The sequence below is a fragment of the Pseudomonas sp. X4 genome, from assembly GCF_040784925.1.
Classification (GTDB): domain Bacteria; phylum Pseudomonadota; class Gammaproteobacteria; order Pseudomonadales; family Pseudomonadaceae; genus Aquipseudomonas; species Aquipseudomonas putida_Z.
Genome location: NZ_CP160798.1, coordinates 1,960,682 through 1,975,602 on the forward strand (window position 1 = coordinate 1,960,682; position 14,921 = coordinate 1,975,602).

Genomic DNA, 14,921 nt, shown 5'->3' on the forward strand with positions numbered 1-14,921 from the left:
TTTGTGGTCGTGAGATCGAAGGGGGCCGCTGTGCGGCCCTTTCGCAGCACAAGGCTGCTCCTACAAGGGAGCGCGTCGCCTTTGTAGGAGCAGCCTTGTGCTGCGAATGGGCCGCACAGCGGCCCCTGGGGGCATTACAGGCTTGGCAGCACACCAGCCGGCAGCAGGCCGGTCAGGCGACCCTTGGCCAACAGTTCCACGGCCTTTTCGATGTCGGGCGCGAAGAAACGGTCACGGTCGTAGTGCGGCACTTCGCTGCGCAGCGCCTGGCGCGCCTGCTCCAGCTTGGCCGAGGTCTTCAGGCCCTTGCGCAGGTCCAGGCCCTGGCAGGCGCCCAGCCATTCGATGGCCAGCACGCCACGGGTGTTTTCGGCCATTTCCCACAGGCGCTTGCCGGCAGCCGGGGCCATCGACACGTGGTCTTCCTGGTTGGCCGAGGTCGGCAGGCTGTCGACGCTGTGCGGGTGCGACAGGGCCTTGTTCTCGCTGGCCAGGGCAGCAGCGGTGACCTGGGCGATCATGAAGCCCGAGTTGACCCCGCCGTTTTCCACCAGGAACGGCGGCAGCTGGGACATGTGCTTGTCCATCATCAGCGAAATACGGCGCTCGCTGAGCGAACCGATTTCAGCGATGGCCAGGGCGATGTTGTCGGCGGCCATGGCCACCGGCTCGGCGTGGAAGTTACCGCCGGAAATCACGTCACCTTCGGCAGCGAACACCAGCGGGTTGTCCGACACGGCGTTGGCTTCGATGCCCAGTACCTCGGCGGCCTGGCGCAGCTGGGTCAGGCAGGCGCCCATGACCTGCGGCTGGCAGCGCAGCGAGTACGGGTCCTGGACCTTGTCGCAGTTCTTGTGCGACAGCGACACTTCGCTGGAGTCGCCCAGCAGGTCACGGAAACAGGCAGCAGTGTCGATCTGACCGCGCTGGCCACGCACTTCGTGGATGCGCGCATCGAACGGCGAGCGCGAGCCCAGCGCGGCTTCGACGCTCAGACCGCCGCAGGCGATGGCAGCGGCGTACAGGTCTTCGCCCTGGAACAGGCCACGCAGGGCATAGGCGGTGGACGCCTGGGTGCCGTTGAGCAGGGCCAGGCCCTCCTTGGCGGCCAGGGTCAGCGGCTCGAGGCCGGCCACGGCCAGGGCTTCGGTAGCTGGCAGCCACTGGCCCTTGTAGCGGGCCTTGCCTTCACCCAGCAGCACCAGCGACATGTGCGCCAGCGGGGCGAGGTCGCCGGAGGCGCCCACCGAGCCCTTCAGCGGGATGTGCGGGTAGACTTCGGCGTTGACCAGGGCGATCAGCGCGTCGATGACCTTGCGACGGATGCCGGAGAAGCCACGGCTGAGGCTGTTGATCTTCAGCACCATGATCAGCCGCACCAGGTCGTCATCCAGCGGCGCGCCGACACCGGCGGCGTGGGACAGCACCAGCGAGCGCTGCAGGTTTTCCAGGTCGTGGCTGGCGATGCGGGTCGAGGCCAGCAGGCCGAAACCGGTGTTGATGCCGTAGGCGGTACGGTCTTCGGCAATGATCTGCTCGACGCAGGCAACGCTGGCGTCGATGGCCGGCGCGGCGCTGGCGTCCAGTTGCAGGCGCACAGGCGCGGCATGGATGGCGCGCAGCTGGGCCAAGGTCAGGGTGCCGGGCTTGAGGGTCAATTCGGTCACTTCACTACTCCAATCGCGTGGAGCCGCAGGCCCGTTTGTGAGTGCCTGCGTGCTCCTTCTTGTTGTTCAGTATCACCCCTTGTGGGGTGCGATCCAAAGCGTGGCGATCAGCCAGTGATCATCGGCAGGTCCAGACCCTGCTCCTTGGCGCACTCGATGGCGATGTCATAACCGGCATCGGCATGACGCATCACACCGGTCCCCGGGTCGTTGGTCAGCACGCGAGCGATACGCTCGGCGGCTTCATCGGTACCGTCGCAGACGATGACCATGCCAGAGTGCTGGGAGAAGCCCATGCCCACGCCACCACCGTGGTGCAGCGAAACCCAGGTAGCACCGCCGGCGGTGTTCAGCAGGGCGTTGAGCAGCGGCCAGTCGGAGACAGCGTCGGAACCGTCGCGCATGGCTTCGGTTTCACGGTTGGGGCTGGACACCGAACCGGAGTCCAGGTGGTCACGGCCGATCACGATCGGTGCCGACAGCTCGCCGCTGCGTACCATTTCGTTGAACGCCAGGCCCAGCTTGGCGCGCAGGCCCAGGCCAACCCAGCAGATACGTGCCGGCAGGCCCTGGAAGCTGATGCGCTCGCGGGCCATGTCCAGCCAGCGGTGCAGGTGGGCGTCGTCGGGGATCAGTTCCTTGACCTTGGCGTCGGTCTTGTAGATGTCTTCGGCATCACCGGACAGCGCCGCCCAGCGGAACGGGCCAATACCACGGCAGAACAGCGGGCGGATGTAGGCCGGCACGAAGCCTGGGAAGTCGAAGGCATTGGCCACGCCTTCTTCCTTGGCCATCTGGCGGATGTTGTTGCCATAGTCGAAGGTCGGGACACCCTGCTTCTGGAAGTCGAGCATGGCTTGCACGTGCACGGCCATCGACTGCTTGGCGGCCTTGACCACTGCAGCCGGCTCGGTCTGCGCGCGGTCGCGGTACTGTTCCCAGGTCCAGCCGGCTGGCAGGTAACCGTTCAGCGGGTCGTGGGCGCTGGTCTGGTCGGTGACCATGTCCGGGCGCACGCCACGCTTGACCAGCTCTGGCAGGATTTCGGCAGCGTTGCCGTGCAGGGCGATGGAGATGGCCTTGCCTTCGGCGGTGTACTTGGCAATGCGTGCCAGGGCGTCGTCGAGGTCAGTGGCCTGCTCGTCGACGTAGCGGGTTTCCAGACGGAAGTCGATGCGGCTCTGCTGGCATTCGATGTTCAGCGAGCAGGCACCGGCCAGGGTGGCGGCCAGTGGCTGGGCACCGCCCATGCCGCCCAGGCCGGCGGTCAGTACCCACTTGCCTTTCAGGCTGCCGCCGTAATGCTGGCGACCGGCTTCGACGAAGGTTTCGTAGGTGCCCTGGACGATGCCCTGGCTGCCGATGTAGATCCAGCTGCCGGCGGTCATCTGGCCGTACATTGCCAGGCCCTTGGCGTCCAGTTCGTTGAAGTGTTCCCAGTTGGCCCAGTGCGGCACCAGGTTGGAGTTGGCGATCAGTACGCGCGGGGCGTTGCTGTGGGTCTTGAACACGCCGACCGGCTTGCCCGACTGCACCAGCAGGGTTTCGTCGTCTTCCAGGCGGGTCAGGGTCTCGACGATCTTGTCGTAGCACGCCCAGTTACGGGCAGCGCGGCCGATACCGCCGTACACCACCAGTTCTTTCGGGTTTTCTGCGACCTGTGGATCGAGGTTGTTCATCAGCATGCGCAGTGGCGCTTCGGTCAGCCAGCTTTTGGCAGTCAGCTTGTTGCCACGTGGGGCACGGATTTCAACGTCACGGTATTTGTTGTTGTCGGTCACGGGAAAGGTCCTCTGCGGTCGTCCGCGGGCGGGTATGTCGTGGTAGATATACAAACACACCTTTACTTGTATGTACAAGCATGGACAACCAAAATAATTGGACTTTTCCGCTGAATGGCAAAAGAAATGGGGCCGCTGCGCGACCCTTCGCGGGCTTGCCCGCTCCCACAGAGAGCTCCACTGCCTTCAAGGCGTGCGCTGTACCTGTGGGAGCGGGCAAGCCCGCGAAGGGCTGCGCAGCAGCCCCCGGCTATCTCAACGTGAAACGAGTTCGATCAGGCAGAACCGCCCCTGCACATCCAACCCCAGCAACTGGTCATTGCCCTCCAGCCGCAGGCAGTCATACAACCCCAACCGCTGCGTCTCGCGCCCGGCAATGCCCACCTCGACCTGGCTGCTGGCAGCGAACAGCAACACCGTCGACGCCGAACTGTACAAGCGGCTGGTGCCATCGAACCACTGCAACCGTGCCCGGTAGCGCTGCGGTGCGTAGATCAGGTTGAAATCGCGGATCGCCCCGCCCAGCAGCTTGCAGCTGACCTGGCTCTCGCCACTGAAGGCGAAGGCATCGAACGGCAGCAACGGCCTGCTGGCCTGGCCGTCGACCAGCAGGCGCATGCCGTCACCCTGCAGCACGGTGATGATCCGCTGGTAGCCGGCAAAGGTGGAAAACCCGCCGGACTCCTCGATATCGGCAATCGACAAGCGCCAGCCAAAGCCGTCCAGGCCTTCGCCACTGTCGCGGGTAATCTCTTCGGTGAAACCGCCACCGTTCTTCCACGGCATGCGCGGGTAGGCCTGCGCACGCAACAACTGCAGCTGACTCATTTACTGAAACGTCCTTCCAGGCGATGACGGGAACCGGGGTGGATCAGCCGCGCGGCGGTCACCGGCTGGCGGCCGGACCAGGTGCGGCGGCGGATCAGCAGGCAGGGCTCGCCCCGCTCGATCTGCAACAGGCGGCATTCTTCCGGCTCGGCCAGGATTGCCTCGACCACGTGCTCACCCTCGGTCAGCGGCGCCACCTGCGACAGGTAGGCGTAAGGCGTCTGCCGGGTGAAGTCCTGCTTGAGGTAGTCGGGGGCAATCGCCGCATTGACGTAGCGGTCCTCGATCTGCACCGGCACGCCGTTCTCGAAATGCACGATCAGCGAGTGGAACACCCGTTGGCCTTCGCGCATGTCCAGGGCCAGGGCCCGCTCGGAACCGGCCGTTTCCTCGGTGAGGGTGATCACCTGGCAGCTATGCTGGTGGCCACGCGCGGCAATTTCGTCGGCGATGTTGTTGACCTCGAACAGCGCCGAACGCCCCTTGGGCTCGGCCACGAAGGTACCGACCCCTTGCATGCGCACCAGCAGGCCTTCGGCGGTAAGTTCGCGCAGGGCGCGGTTGATGGTCATGCGGCTGAAGCCCAGCTCGCTGACCAGTTCGCTCTCCGAGGGTACTCGGTGATGCGGTGGCCAGCTGCCGTTGTCGATCTGCTGGATGATCATCTGTTTGACCCGGGCGTACAGCGGAGCCGGGCCCTCGCCCATCTGGGCAACCAGCGCGGAGACAGGTGGTGTCGGCACGGCGTTGGATCCTTGTGCAAATGGAATGAGCGGTAGCTTGCCGCAGTTTACCCGGCAGGCAAACACCTGTATATGTATATACAAGTTAACAATAACAGGATTTTCACCGATGTCCGCCTACTTCGCCGAACGCGCCCTGCTGCCCACGGGCTGGGCCAGCCATGTCCGCATCGAGGTCACCAGTGATGGCCATGTGGCCCGCATCGAACCGGGTGCCTCGGCCGAAGGCGCCGAGCGGCTGGCCGGCCCGCTGCTGCCCGGCATGCCCAACCTGCACTCGCATGCCTTCCAGCGCGCCATGGCAGGGCTGGCGGAAGTCGCCGGCAACCCCAACGACAGTTTCTGGACCTGGCGCGACCTGATGTATCGCCTGGTCGGCCAGATCAGCCCGGAGCAGCTGCTGGTCATCGCCCGTCAGCTGTACATCGAGATGCTCAAGGCGGGCTACACCTCGGTCGCCGAGTTCCACTACGTGCACCATGACCAGGCCGGCAAGGCCTACGCCGACCCGGCCGAACTGTCCCGCCGCATCAGCGCGGCTGCAGCCGACAGCGGCATTGGCCTGACCTTGCTGCCGGTGCTGTACAGCCACGCAGGCTTCGGCGGCCAAGCCCCGAATGACGGGCAACGGCGCTTCATCAACTCCACCGAACAATACCTGCAACTGCAAGCGCAGCTGGCCCCGCTGCTGGCCGCGCAACCCGCGCAGCAACTGGGTCTGTGCTTCCATTCGCTGCGCGCGGTGACGCCCGGGCAGATCGCCGAAGTGCTGGCAGCCAGCGACAAGCAGTGCCCGGTGCATATCCATATCGCCGAGCAGCAGAAGGAAGTCGACGACTGCCTGGCCTGGAGCGGCCTGCGCCCGCTGCAGTGGCTGTACGAGCACGTGGACGTGGACCCACGCTGGTGCCTGGTGCATGCCACCCATGCCGAGCCGGATGAAGTCACCGCCATGGCCCGCAGCGGCGCGGTAGCCGGGCTGTGCCTGACCACCGAGGCCAACCTGGGCGACGGGATTTTCCCGGCAGTGGACTACCTGGCGCAGGGTGGGCGCATGGGCATTGGTTCGGACAGCCATGTGTCGCTGAGCGTGGTGGAGGAACTGCGCTGGTTGGAATACGGCCAGCGGCTGCGCGACCAGCGGCGTAACCGCCTGTATCGCGGCGACCAGCCGATGGTCGGGCGCACGCTGTATGACGCTGCGCTGGCGGGCGGCGCGCAGGCGCTGGGGCAGGCGGTCGGGGAACTGGCCGTGGGCAAGCGCGCCGACTGGCTGGTGCTCGACGGGCAGGACCCTTACATCGCCATGGCCGATGGGGATGCGATTCTCAACCGCTGGCTGTTTGCCGGGGGCGATCGCCAGGTGCGGGATGTGATGGTGAATGGGCAGTGGGTGGTGCGCCAGGGGCGGCATACGCAGGAAGAGCAAAGCGCGCTGGCGTTTGCCAAAGTACTGCGGCAGCTTTTGGGCTGATCTGCCGGCAGTTCTATCGCATTCGCGGGTGAACCCGCGAACACCGGCGAAGCCGGTGCCATACATCGCGGTTGCGAGTAGGCTCATCACCCACAACTACTCTGAACCTCAGTGCCTCTTGACGATCTGCTGGTCCGACGCACGCCAGATCAGCCGATTGGTGTCATACCCCTGCTGCCGGGCCTTGGACATCAGGTTCTCGCGCTCCCAGGCCGGTAGCGTCGGCGTACGCGACAGGATCCACAAGTGCTTGCGGTCCGGGCTGCCGACCACCGCCGTGCGGTAGCGATCATCCACATACAGAATCCAGTACTCGCCCCTCGCCACCCCTGGCACCAGCTTGGTGAACCAGTTGTCGAACTCGACCCACAACTTGTCGGTGTGCCCCGGCTCCTGGATGTTCGCATGCCCTTCGGCGCGCAGCCATTCGTCACCCATGGTGCGGCATCGGTTGAGCACGCCGAGGCTACCATCGAGCCGGAGGTTGTAGTGCGCTTCGGACTGCTCGCAACCGGTCTGGTAGCGCATCGGCAGGCGCGCCAGCTCGTACCACTTGCCCTGGTAGCGCTTGAGGTCGATGTTGCCCGCGGTTTTCGGCGCCAGCGGGTCATGCACGGAGCCGGCACAACCGCCCAGCAGCAACGCCAGGCATACCCCCATCAGCAGATACAGATGCCTCATTTGAGACCCTGCCCTGAATACATGAGCACCTTGTCAGCCGCGTATTGCACACTGATGAAGCTCTTCTCGTCCCCCCAGGTGCAGCTGCTCATCCCCAGCGCACCAGAGCACTCGGTCGGCGTGCCGAGCAGCTGCTCGACCTCGGCCTTGTTCATACCGGCCTTGATCTTGGAATAGTTTTCCTGGTTGATCTTGCTGCAGGCAGTCAGGACGACGCACAGCGACAACAGGGCGAGGGAACGCAACGACATGAAGGACACTCCTGGAGAGGGGATACAGGCGAGTGGCCTGCAGTGACCTTCGACGGTAAAAACCCTCCCAGGTTCCCTGACCTCCCTCCTCTACCCCTACGCCATTGGTCGGATGGCCACTACTGTGCGATTAATCACAAAGAATTACCCCGCCCAAACAAAAAGGCCGCCCCGTGAAGGAGCGGCCTTGCGTCGCGACGGCCTGCGCAGCAGGCCACGAAACCTCAGAACCTGGACCCAGGCTCCAGCAAAAAGTCCATCTCTTCGCTGGTACTCGGCCGCTCCAGCACCAGGTTGCGGTGCGGGAAGCGCCCGAAACGGGCAATTACCCGCTGGTGCTGCTCGGCGTAGTCGAGGAAGCCTTCGAACAACCGGCGGTTGGCTTCGGGCTGCTCGTCCAGCAGCAACTGGTAGCGCTCGACGCACAGGTTCTGCCAGTCCAGCACCTCGGCATGCTCCAGCACCAGCAGCACGAATACCCGCTGGATCGGCAACAGCTGGTAATCCCAGTTTTTCTGCAAACCCTGCATCGCCACCACCTGGGCACGCCGGTCGCCCTCGAAGGCACGCGGCGTGTCGCGGTAGATCATGCGCGGCAGCTGGTCCAGCAGGATCAGCAGGCCCAGCCAGCCCTGCGGGCTTTGCTGCCACTCGTCGAGCCCACCCGCCAGGGCATGCTCGACCAGCTCGCCAAACAGCGCATGGGCCTCGGCATCATGATGCTTGCCGAACCACAGCGTGCTCTTCTCGTCAGCCACGGCCTGGGGACTGGTGCCCCAACCGAACCACCACTCCAGCAACGGCTGCCAAGGTGCGAGCATGACTTACTCCTTGTGGTAGGCGGTGACGCGCTCGACCTCTTCCTTCGAGCCGAGGATTACCGACACACGCTGGTGCAGGCTTTCTGGCTGGATGTCGAGGATGCGATCGTAACCGTTGGTGGAGGCGCCGCCGGCCTGTTCGATGATGAACGACATCGGGTTGGCTTCGTACATCAGGCGCAGTTTGCCCGGCTTGCTCGGCTCGCGGGCGTCACGTGGGTACATGAACAGGCCGCCACGGGTCAGGATGCGGTGTACGTCGGCCACCATCGAGGCGATCCAGCGCATGTTGTAGTTCTTCTTCAGCGGGCCGGTCTCGCCTGCCAGCAGCTCGCCCACGTAGCGCTGAACCGGGGCTTCCCAGTGGCGCTGGTTGGACATGTTGATGGCGAACTCTGCGGTGCTTTCCGGCACGCGGATGTTTTCGTGGGTGAGGACGAAGCTGCCCAGTTCGCGGTCCAGGGTGAAGCCCTTGACGCCGTTGCCCAGGGTCAGGATCAGCATGGTCTGCGGGCCGTAGATTGCGTAACCGGCCGCGACCTGCTGGGTGCCTGGCTGCAGGAAGGCATTTTCGTTCAGGGTTTCGTTCTGGCTCAGGTATTCGTTAGGGCAACGCAGTACCGAGAAGATGGTGCCGACCGAAACGTTGACGTCGATGTTGGACGAGCCGTCCAGCGGGTCGAAGACCAGCAGGTAGGCGCCTTTCGGGTACTTGCCCGGGATCTGGTAGGCGTTGTCCATTTCTTCGGAAGCCATGCCGGCCAGGTGGCCGCCCCACTCGTTGGCTTCCAGCAGGATATCGTTGGAAATCACGTCCAGTTTCTTCTGGACTTCGCCCTGCACGTTTTCAGTGCCCATGCTGCCCAGCACACCACCAAGGGCGCCTTTGGACACGTGATGGCTGATTTCCTTGCACGCACGCGCCACCACTTCGATCAGGAAGCGCAGATCGGCAGGGGTATTGTTGCTGCGGGTCTGCTCAATCAGATAGCGACTCAGGGTAACGCGGGACATGTATGGCTCCGAAAGGATTGGGGGATAAAAACCCCCGCAGTTTACAGGGAGAGTTGCGGGCTAGCGAGCAAAGAGACTCGACTTCAGCCCCTGAAGTTCAGCAAGCACCAAGCCGATGGTCGGTTGGGGCTGCTGTGCAGCCCATCGCCGGCAAGCCAGCTCCCACAGGGACTGCACATGGCTCGAGGTCGACGCGGTCGAGGTGGGAGCTGGCTTGCCGGCGATGGGCCGCACAGCGGCCCCTTTTCCTCAATCCAGCGCCTTCCAGATCTCGCTGGCATATTCCCGAATGGTCCGGTCCGAGGAGAACCAGCCCATCCGCGCGGTATTCAGCACCGCCATGCGCCACCATTCCTGCGGCGTGTGCCACAGCTCCTCGACCCGTCGCTGGGCATCCCAGTAGGCATCGAAATCGGCACACACCAGGAAGCGGTCATGAGCCACCAGCCCGTCGATCAGCGCGCTATAGCGCGACGGGTCGTCCGGTGAGAACACCCCGCTGCGAACAGCCTGCAACACGTCGTTCAGGCGGCTGGACGCGGCAATCGCCGCACTGGCGCCAAAGTCCCCGTCGCGCCGCCTGGCCTCCACCTGCTGCGCGGTAAGGCCGAAGATGAACATGTTTTCGGTACCCACCTGCTCGCTCATCTCGACGTTGGCACCATCCAAGGTGCCGATGGTCAGCGCGCCGTTCAGGCCAAACTTCATGTTGCTGGTGCCGGAGGCTTCGTAACCGGCGGTGGAAATCTGCTCGGAAAGGTCCGCCGCCGGGATGATGCTTTCAGCCAGGCTGACGTTGTAGTTGGGCAGGAATACCACCTTCAGCAGGCCGCGCACGGTCGGGTCGTTGTTCACCACCCGGGCGATGTCGTTGGCCAGCTTGATGATCAGCTTGGCCTGGTGATAGCTGGCCGCGGCCTTGCCGGCGAAAATCTTCACCCGCGGCACCCAGTCGGTACCGGGGTCGTTGCGCATGGCCTGGTACAGCGCCACGGTGTGCAGCAGGTTGAGCAACTGGCGCTTGTATTCGTGGATGCGCTTGACCTGCACATCGAACAACGCTTCGGGGTTCACCGTAACGCCCAGGCGGTCCTGGATGATGCTGGCCAGGGCACGCTTGCTGTGCAGGCGCTGCGCGGCGAACTGCTTGCGGAAGCCGCTCTTGTCGGCGAACGGCACCAGATTGGCCAGGCGCCCTTCGGGGTCGTCCAGCAATTCAGGGCCCAGCGCCTCGACCAGCATGGCGGTCAGCTGCGGGTTGGACTGGTACAGCCAGCGGCGGAAGGTAATGCCATTGGTCTTGTTGTTGATCCGTTGCGGGTAGAGCTTGTGCAGTTCGGCGAACACCGTGCTTTTCATCAGCTTGCTGTGCAGCGCCGATACACCGTTGACACTGTGCGAACCGAGGAACGCCAGGTTGCCCATGCGCACCCGGCGGCCGTTGTCTTCTTCGATCAGCGACACGGCCCGCAGCACGTCGAAGTCGTGCAGGCCTTTCGCCCGCAGCGCGTCGATGTGGTAGGCGTTGATCAGGTAGATGATCTGCATGTGCCGCGGCAGCATGCGCTCCATCAGCGCCACCGGCCAGGTTTCCAGGGCTTCGGGCAGCAAGGTGTGGTTGGTGTAGGCCAGCGTGCCGACGGTCAGCTCCCAGGCGGTATCCCAGGGGATTTCATGCTGGTCGACCAGCAGGCGCATCAGCTCGGCCACGGCGATCGACGGGTGGGTGTCGTTGAGCTGGATGGCCGCCGCATCCGGCAGGTTGAGCAGGTTGTCGTGCATGTTCAGGTGGCGGCGCAGCAAGTCCTGCAACGAAGCCGAGACGAAGAAGTACTCCTGGCGCAGGCGCAGCTCCTGGCCCGCCTCGGTGCTATCGGCCGGGTACAGCACCCGCGAAATGCTCTCGGCCCGCGCCACCTCGGCTACCGCACCCAGGTGGTCACCGGCATTGAAGCGTTCCAGGTGCAGCTCTTCCAGCGCCCGCGCACGCCACAGGCGCAGGGTATTCACGCTGGCCCCGCGCCAACCGACTACCGGGGTGTCATAAGCCACCGCTCGCACGGTCTCGCCCGGCCACCACACCTGGCGCTGCTGGCCGTGGGTGTCGTGCACCGTTTCGACGCTGCCGCCAAAGCTGATCGGGTAGATCACCTCGGCGCGCTCGAACTCCCAGGGGTTGCCGAAGTCCAGCCAGTTCTCGGTCTGCTCCTGCTGCCAGCCATCGACCATGGCCTGGCGAAACAGCCCGTGCTCGTAGCGGATGCCATAACCGTGAGCAGCGATGCCCAGGGTCGACATGCTCTCCATGAAGCACGCCGCCAGGCGGCCCAGGCCACCGTTGCCCAGCGCGGCATCGGGCTCGAGCAGGCGGATGCGCTCCAGGTCCACGTCCAGCCCTTCCAGTGCATCGCGGGCAATGTCGAGCAGGCCCAGGTTGCTCAGGCTGTCGTACAGCAAGCGGCCGATGAGGAATTCGAGGGAAAGGTAATAGACCCGCTTCTGGCTGCGGCGATAAGCCTGGCGGGTGTGGTCCATCCAGTGATCGACCATGTGATCGCGCGCGGCCAGTGCGATGGCTTCGAACCAGTCGTGGTCGAAAGCGTGCTCCGGGTCCTTGCCGACCGCGTAGGTCAGCTTGTCCAGTACAGCGGCGCGAAATTCGGCCACCTCGGCGTCACGAGCTTTGGGTTCCTGGGACATGCGGCATCCTCGGGCAAGTTGACGAAAGCGGAGGGAGACTTTTGAGCCTAGACCCTTCGACAGGGAGTGACAGTTAGCGTTCGCAGTTTTCATGCCCACTCTGCGATTCCGGCAAAAGGTTGTTCATAAATTGAACAATTCCGGTATGATCGCGCGCCCCAAGACCGTGATACACCCCCATAACGATGAAAACGACCCTGATCGCCGCGGCCGAAGTCGACCGCCTGGAGACCTGGCAGCGCTATACCAGCAACATGTGCCATGGCTGCCATTCGACCTGCTGCACCCTGCCGGTGGAGGTGAAGATCAAGGATCTGATCCGTATCGGCGTGGTCGACGAGTTCGAGAAAGACGAACCGCCGAAGAATATCGCCAAGCGCCTGCAGAAGGACGGCATCATCGAACGCTTCAACCAGAAGTCGGGGATCTTCACCCTGACCCGGATGAGCAATGATGACTGCCTGTACCTGGATCGTAAAAGCCGGCTGTGCACCATTTATGACAAGCGGCCGGATACCTGCCGCAACCACCCCAAGGTCGGGCCGCGGCCGGGGTATTGTGCGTACAAGCCCAAGGTGGTCGGGCGCTGATCGCTAGCCTTAAAGGGCCTCTTCGCGGGCTCGCCCGCTCCCACAAGGGGTCGCGCAAATCATGGGCTCAGCGACACACCTGTGGGAGCGGGCAAGCCCGCGAAGGGCCGCAAAGCGGCCACTGCTGGCCAATTATGTTCCAAGCCAGATTTCTACTTTCCGCCAGAGGGAAAGCTCTTGCACGCACCACCCTGCTCCGCCGGTGGATGTTCGGGATAGGTCTGCGGCAGCACGCTGACCGGGCTGGTAGCGATAAAGCCATCAGCAAACTTCGCTTCGACGAACTGCGCCTGCCATCCCGTCGCCGGCGGCGTGCGCTGCAGGGTGAAGCGCTGCATGGGATTGAGCGTCTCGGATTGATAGCGCACCCCGCAGGCAAAACGGAAGTCGCGGTCCTGGCTGTTGCTCGCCGTCCACACCTTCACCGCCACTGGCGGCTCAGAGAAGTCGACGCTCATCTGCCCGGCATACCCGCTGGCCGACACCTGCACGCTTGGCAAAGGTGTGCCATCGCGCAAGCGCGTCAGCGCAGGCACCAGGGTGCTGACTACCGCCTGACGCACCCCACCATGGTCCGAATTCGGCAGCACCCTGAGGCTGGTCTGGCCCGGCAGGCGCTGCTGATAATCAGTAATCGGGTCAGGGGCGAAAAAATCATCACCACTGGCGGAAACCAGGTATTTGGGAATCGCCAGACGCTGCCCCTTCTCGTTCAGGTACTGCATCGGGTCCATCGTCGCCATCAGCTGATCGAAAGCTGGGGTGCCCAGTTGCTGCAGAACACCAGCCTGCTGGTAGGGACCCAGCGCCAGGGGCCAGTGACCACCATAGCGCTTGCGCAACCCGGCCAGCATGCCAGAGGTGTCCGCCACATCGATCACACTTGGCACGATGGCCATCACCCGTTCATCGGCCAATGCCGTGAGCCACGCGCTCCAGCCGCGCTTGGAGGCACCTGTGAGAATGAAGCGGTCCACCGTGAGCCCTTGCTTTGCCAGCTCCTGCTCAGCCAGATCCATCGCCCGGCTTGCCGCCGCGGCCATCGGCACGTGCAGTGGCAATTCCGGCACGGCGCCGCGTAGCGCATGAGCCCAGGTATGGGCCACGGCGTCATCCTCGCGCAAGGACCTCTCGTTATCGCTGAAGGTCACGTACTGATTGGGCACATCGCTGATCATGACCACGGCCACCTGCGTCTTCAGAGCGACTTCGCGCAACACCTCTCGCGTGTAGTCCGGGTTTTGCGCCGGCCCATGCCGCACACCGTTGTTTACCACCAGCAAGGCATTGCCGGGCACCGCATTACCTGGGATGTGCAACTCGACATCATGCTCCCAGCGACGCGGCTCAACCACCGGGGTTGGGTCCCACACCTGCGAAACCATCTGCAGGCGGCGGAATACATAGCCTGGCTCTGAGGTTTGCTCGATCAATACGGATTCCAAGGGTGCCTGGCGCACCTTGCCAATATGGCACCGGACGACATCCTGAGGACGCAGGTTGGCACAGTCATGCACGGTGCAAGCCTGCAAACCTGCCATCAGGCAGGGGATGGCCAGCGCTAAACGGTAATTCATGGACATGCGTCCTGCTTTGAGAATTCATTCCACGCTAGGCATCACAACAAGCACGCACAAGACGCAAAAGGCCGTGAAAGATACAGCCTACTTGAGCTTGAGATATCCCCTACAAAAACCTGCGCCAAACAAAAAAAAACGCCCCCGACCATGCGACCGGGGGCGTTTGGGACCCGGATGAGCAAGAATGGCAAGTGCTCTGTTTCTATATCAACCCTGCCGAGCAAGGTCGCGCAGATGAAGTACAACCATAACGATCGCGGCTATGGCGGTCACTATTGATGCCAAGGTACCCAACACGACCGTGGACATTATCGATTCATTGTTCCAAACCACGACCTGTTGATTGAGACGGTCGTCATAAAGTACTTGCCCGTCCAACGTGGCGAGTTCACGCACGGTGCTACCATCATCCCCACGTTCCACTGTAAGAATAACCTTCGTATTGATACGAAGCCTCGATGCTTCATACAACTTCCGGTAAGTATAGACACGTTTACCCTCCCGCTTTCCATCAAGCTTATATGCCACGCCGAAATGTACTAGCGAACGGTTACCCTCCCAAACATCTGGATAACCGGATACTCGCCCCTCGACTACTAGCATCCTCGAAAAATCAGGAGCTTTATATACTTTCATCTGACTGAAAAAAAATGCAACACCTGTAAGCATCGTAATCACGACAATCGCAAGCAATTGAGCACGCTTCAAAGGAGGGGACATTCTGAGCAATTTGATGAACCCCGAAAATGACTGCACACACCCCTCCTGCTATTTTAAATAGGAAAATCGCC

The 14,921-nt window shown here is 63.2% G+C and carries 13 protein-coding genes; 2 read left to right on the top strand and 11 right to left on the bottom strand.

From position 1 onward, the window contains the following. Positions 1 to 134: 134 nt before the first annotated feature. From hutH to hutC, 4 genes are all read right to left on the bottom strand, one after another. Positions 135 to 1,667: a histidine ammonia-lyase gene (gene hutH, locus ABX298_RS08585; protein WP_003259868.1), complete on the bottom strand. Its 1,533-nt coding sequence runs from the start codon at positions 1,665 to 1,667 to the stop codon at positions 135 to 137. 107 nt (positions 1,668 to 1,774) lie between these two features. Then, complete coding sequence (hutU, locus tag ABX298_RS08590) at positions 1,775 to 3,448, bottom strand: urocanate hydratase (RefSeq protein WP_013974561.1); 1,674 nt, start codon at positions 3,446 to 3,448, stop codon at positions 1,775 to 1,777. 255 nt (positions 3,449 to 3,703) lie between these two features. Beyond that, positions 3,704 to 4,276: a HutD family protein gene (locus tag ABX298_RS08595; RefSeq protein WP_075046610.1), complete on the bottom strand. Its 573-nt coding sequence runs from the start codon at positions 4,274 to 4,276 to the stop codon at positions 3,704 to 3,706. Continuing rightward, complete coding sequence (hutC, locus tag ABX298_RS08600) at positions 4,273 to 4,983, bottom strand: histidine utilization repressor (protein WP_013974563.1); 711 nt, start codon at positions 4,981 to 4,983, stop codon at positions 4,273 to 4,275. Before hutC ends, ABX298_RS08595 begins: the two co-directional genes overlap by 4 nt. Positions 4,984 to 5,128: 145 nt before the next feature. On the opposite strand from hutC, the gene ABX298_RS08605 reads away from it, so the two are divergent. After that, positions 5,129 to 6,493: a formimidoylglutamate deiminase gene (locus ABX298_RS08605; protein ID WP_367394301.1), complete on the top strand. Its 1,365-nt coding sequence runs from the start codon at positions 5,129 to 5,131 to the stop codon at positions 6,491 to 6,493. Positions 6,494 to 6,601: 108 nt separating this feature from the next. Here ABX298_RS08605 and ABX298_RS08610 read toward each other — a convergent pair whose 3' ends face one another. The 5 genes from ABX298_RS08610 to ABX298_RS08630 form a co-directional block, all read right to left on the bottom strand. Then, a complete protein-coding gene (locus ABX298_RS08610) occupies positions 6,602 to 7,174 on the bottom strand; it encodes a lipocalin family protein (RefSeq protein ID WP_025340931.1) in 573 nt (190 codons plus the stop codon). Further along, positions 7,171 to 7,425: an outer membrane protein assembly factor BamE gene (gene bamE / locus ABX298_RS08615; protein WP_003249234.1), complete on the bottom strand. Its 255-nt coding sequence runs from the start codon at positions 7,423 to 7,425 to the stop codon at positions 7,171 to 7,173. Before bamE ends, ABX298_RS08610 begins: the two co-directional genes overlap by 4 nt. A 224-nt stretch (positions 7,426 to 7,649) precedes the next feature. Further along, positions 7,650 to 8,246 carry a DUF924 family protein gene (locus ABX298_RS08620; protein WP_063912031.1) on the bottom strand — a complete coding sequence of 199 codons (597 nt, stop codon included), beginning with the start codon at positions 8,244 to 8,246 and terminating at the stop codon, positions 7,650 to 7,652. Positions 8,247 to 8,249: 3 nt separating this feature from the next. Beyond that, on the bottom strand, positions 8,250 to 9,260 hold the full coding sequence (locus ABX298_RS08625) for a class 1 fructose-bisphosphatase (protein WP_025340932.1): 1,011 nt from the start codon (positions 9,258 to 9,260) through the stop codon (positions 8,250 to 8,252). A 249-nt stretch (positions 9,261 to 9,509) separates the two neighbouring features. After that, complete coding sequence (locus ABX298_RS08630; RefSeq protein ID WP_075046612.1) at positions 9,510 to 11,960, bottom strand: glycogen/starch/alpha-glucan phosphorylase; 2,451 nt, start codon at positions 11,958 to 11,960, stop codon at positions 9,510 to 9,512. 185 nt (positions 11,961 to 12,145) lie between these two features. On the opposite strand from ABX298_RS08630, the gene ABX298_RS08635 reads away from it, so the two are divergent. After that, entirely contained in the window at positions 12,146 to 12,550 is a 405-nt protein-coding gene (locus tag ABX298_RS08635) for a YkgJ family cysteine cluster protein (protein ID WP_003259873.1), read from the top strand. Positions 12,551 to 12,702: 152 nt separating this feature from the next. Here the strand turns inward: ABX298_RS08635 and ABX298_RS08640 are convergent, their stop codons facing one another. Continuing rightward, on the bottom strand, positions 12,703 to 14,133 hold the full coding sequence (locus ABX298_RS08640) for a PhoPQ-activated pathogenicity-related family protein (protein ID WP_367394302.1): 1,431 nt from the start codon (positions 14,131 to 14,133) through the stop codon (positions 12,703 to 12,705). A gap of 204 nt (positions 14,134 to 14,337) precedes the next feature. Beyond that, the gene (locus ABX298_RS08645) at positions 14,338 to 14,886 is read right to left on the bottom strand and encodes a hypothetical protein (RefSeq protein ID WP_367394303.1); all 549 of its coding nucleotides are present in this window, start codon (positions 14,884 to 14,886) and stop codon (positions 14,338 to 14,340) included. Between the last annotated feature and the right edge of the window lie 35 nt (positions 14,887 to 14,921).

Bases quoted from the DNA above. Each gene is read 5' to 3' on its own strand.
- ABX298_RS08625 (WP_025340932.1), bottom strand. From the start codon at position 9,260: ATGTCCCGCGTTACCCTGAGTCGCTATCTGATTGAGCAGACCCGCAGC.
- ABX298_RS08620 (WP_063912031.1), bottom strand. From the start codon at position 8,246: ATGCTCGCACCTTGGCAGCCGTTGCTGGAGTGGTGGTTCGGTTGGGGC.
- bamE (WP_003249234.1), bottom strand. From the start codon at position 7,425: ATGTCGTTGCGTTCCCTCGCCCTGTTGTCGCTGTGCGTCGTCCTGACT.
- hutC (WP_013974563.1), bottom strand. From the start codon at position 4,983: ATGGGCGAGGGCCCGGCTCCGCTGTACGCCCGGGTCAAACAGATGATC.
- ABX298_RS08640 (WP_367394302.1), bottom strand. From the start codon at position 14,133: ATGTCCATGAATTACCGTTTAGCGCTGGCCATCCCCTGCCTGATGGCA.
- ABX298_RS08610 (WP_025340931.1), bottom strand. From the start codon at position 7,174: ATGAGGCATCTGTATCTGCTGATGGGGGTATGCCTGGCGTTGCTGCTG.
- ABX298_RS08595 (WP_075046610.1), bottom strand. From the start codon at position 4,276: ATGAGTCAGCTGCAGTTGTTGCGTGCGCAGGCCTACCCGCGCATGCCG.
- ABX298_RS08635 (WP_003259873.1), top strand. From the start codon at position 12,146: ATGAAAACGACCCTGATCGCCGCGGCCGAAGTCGACCGCCTGGAGACC.
- ABX298_RS08605 (WP_367394301.1), top strand. From the start codon at position 5,129: ATGTCCGCCTACTTCGCCGAACGCGCCCTGCTGCCCACGGGCTGGGCC.
- ABX298_RS08630 (WP_075046612.1), bottom strand. From the start codon at position 11,960: ATGTCCCAGGAACCCAAAGCTCGTGACGCCGAGGTGGCCGAATTTCGC.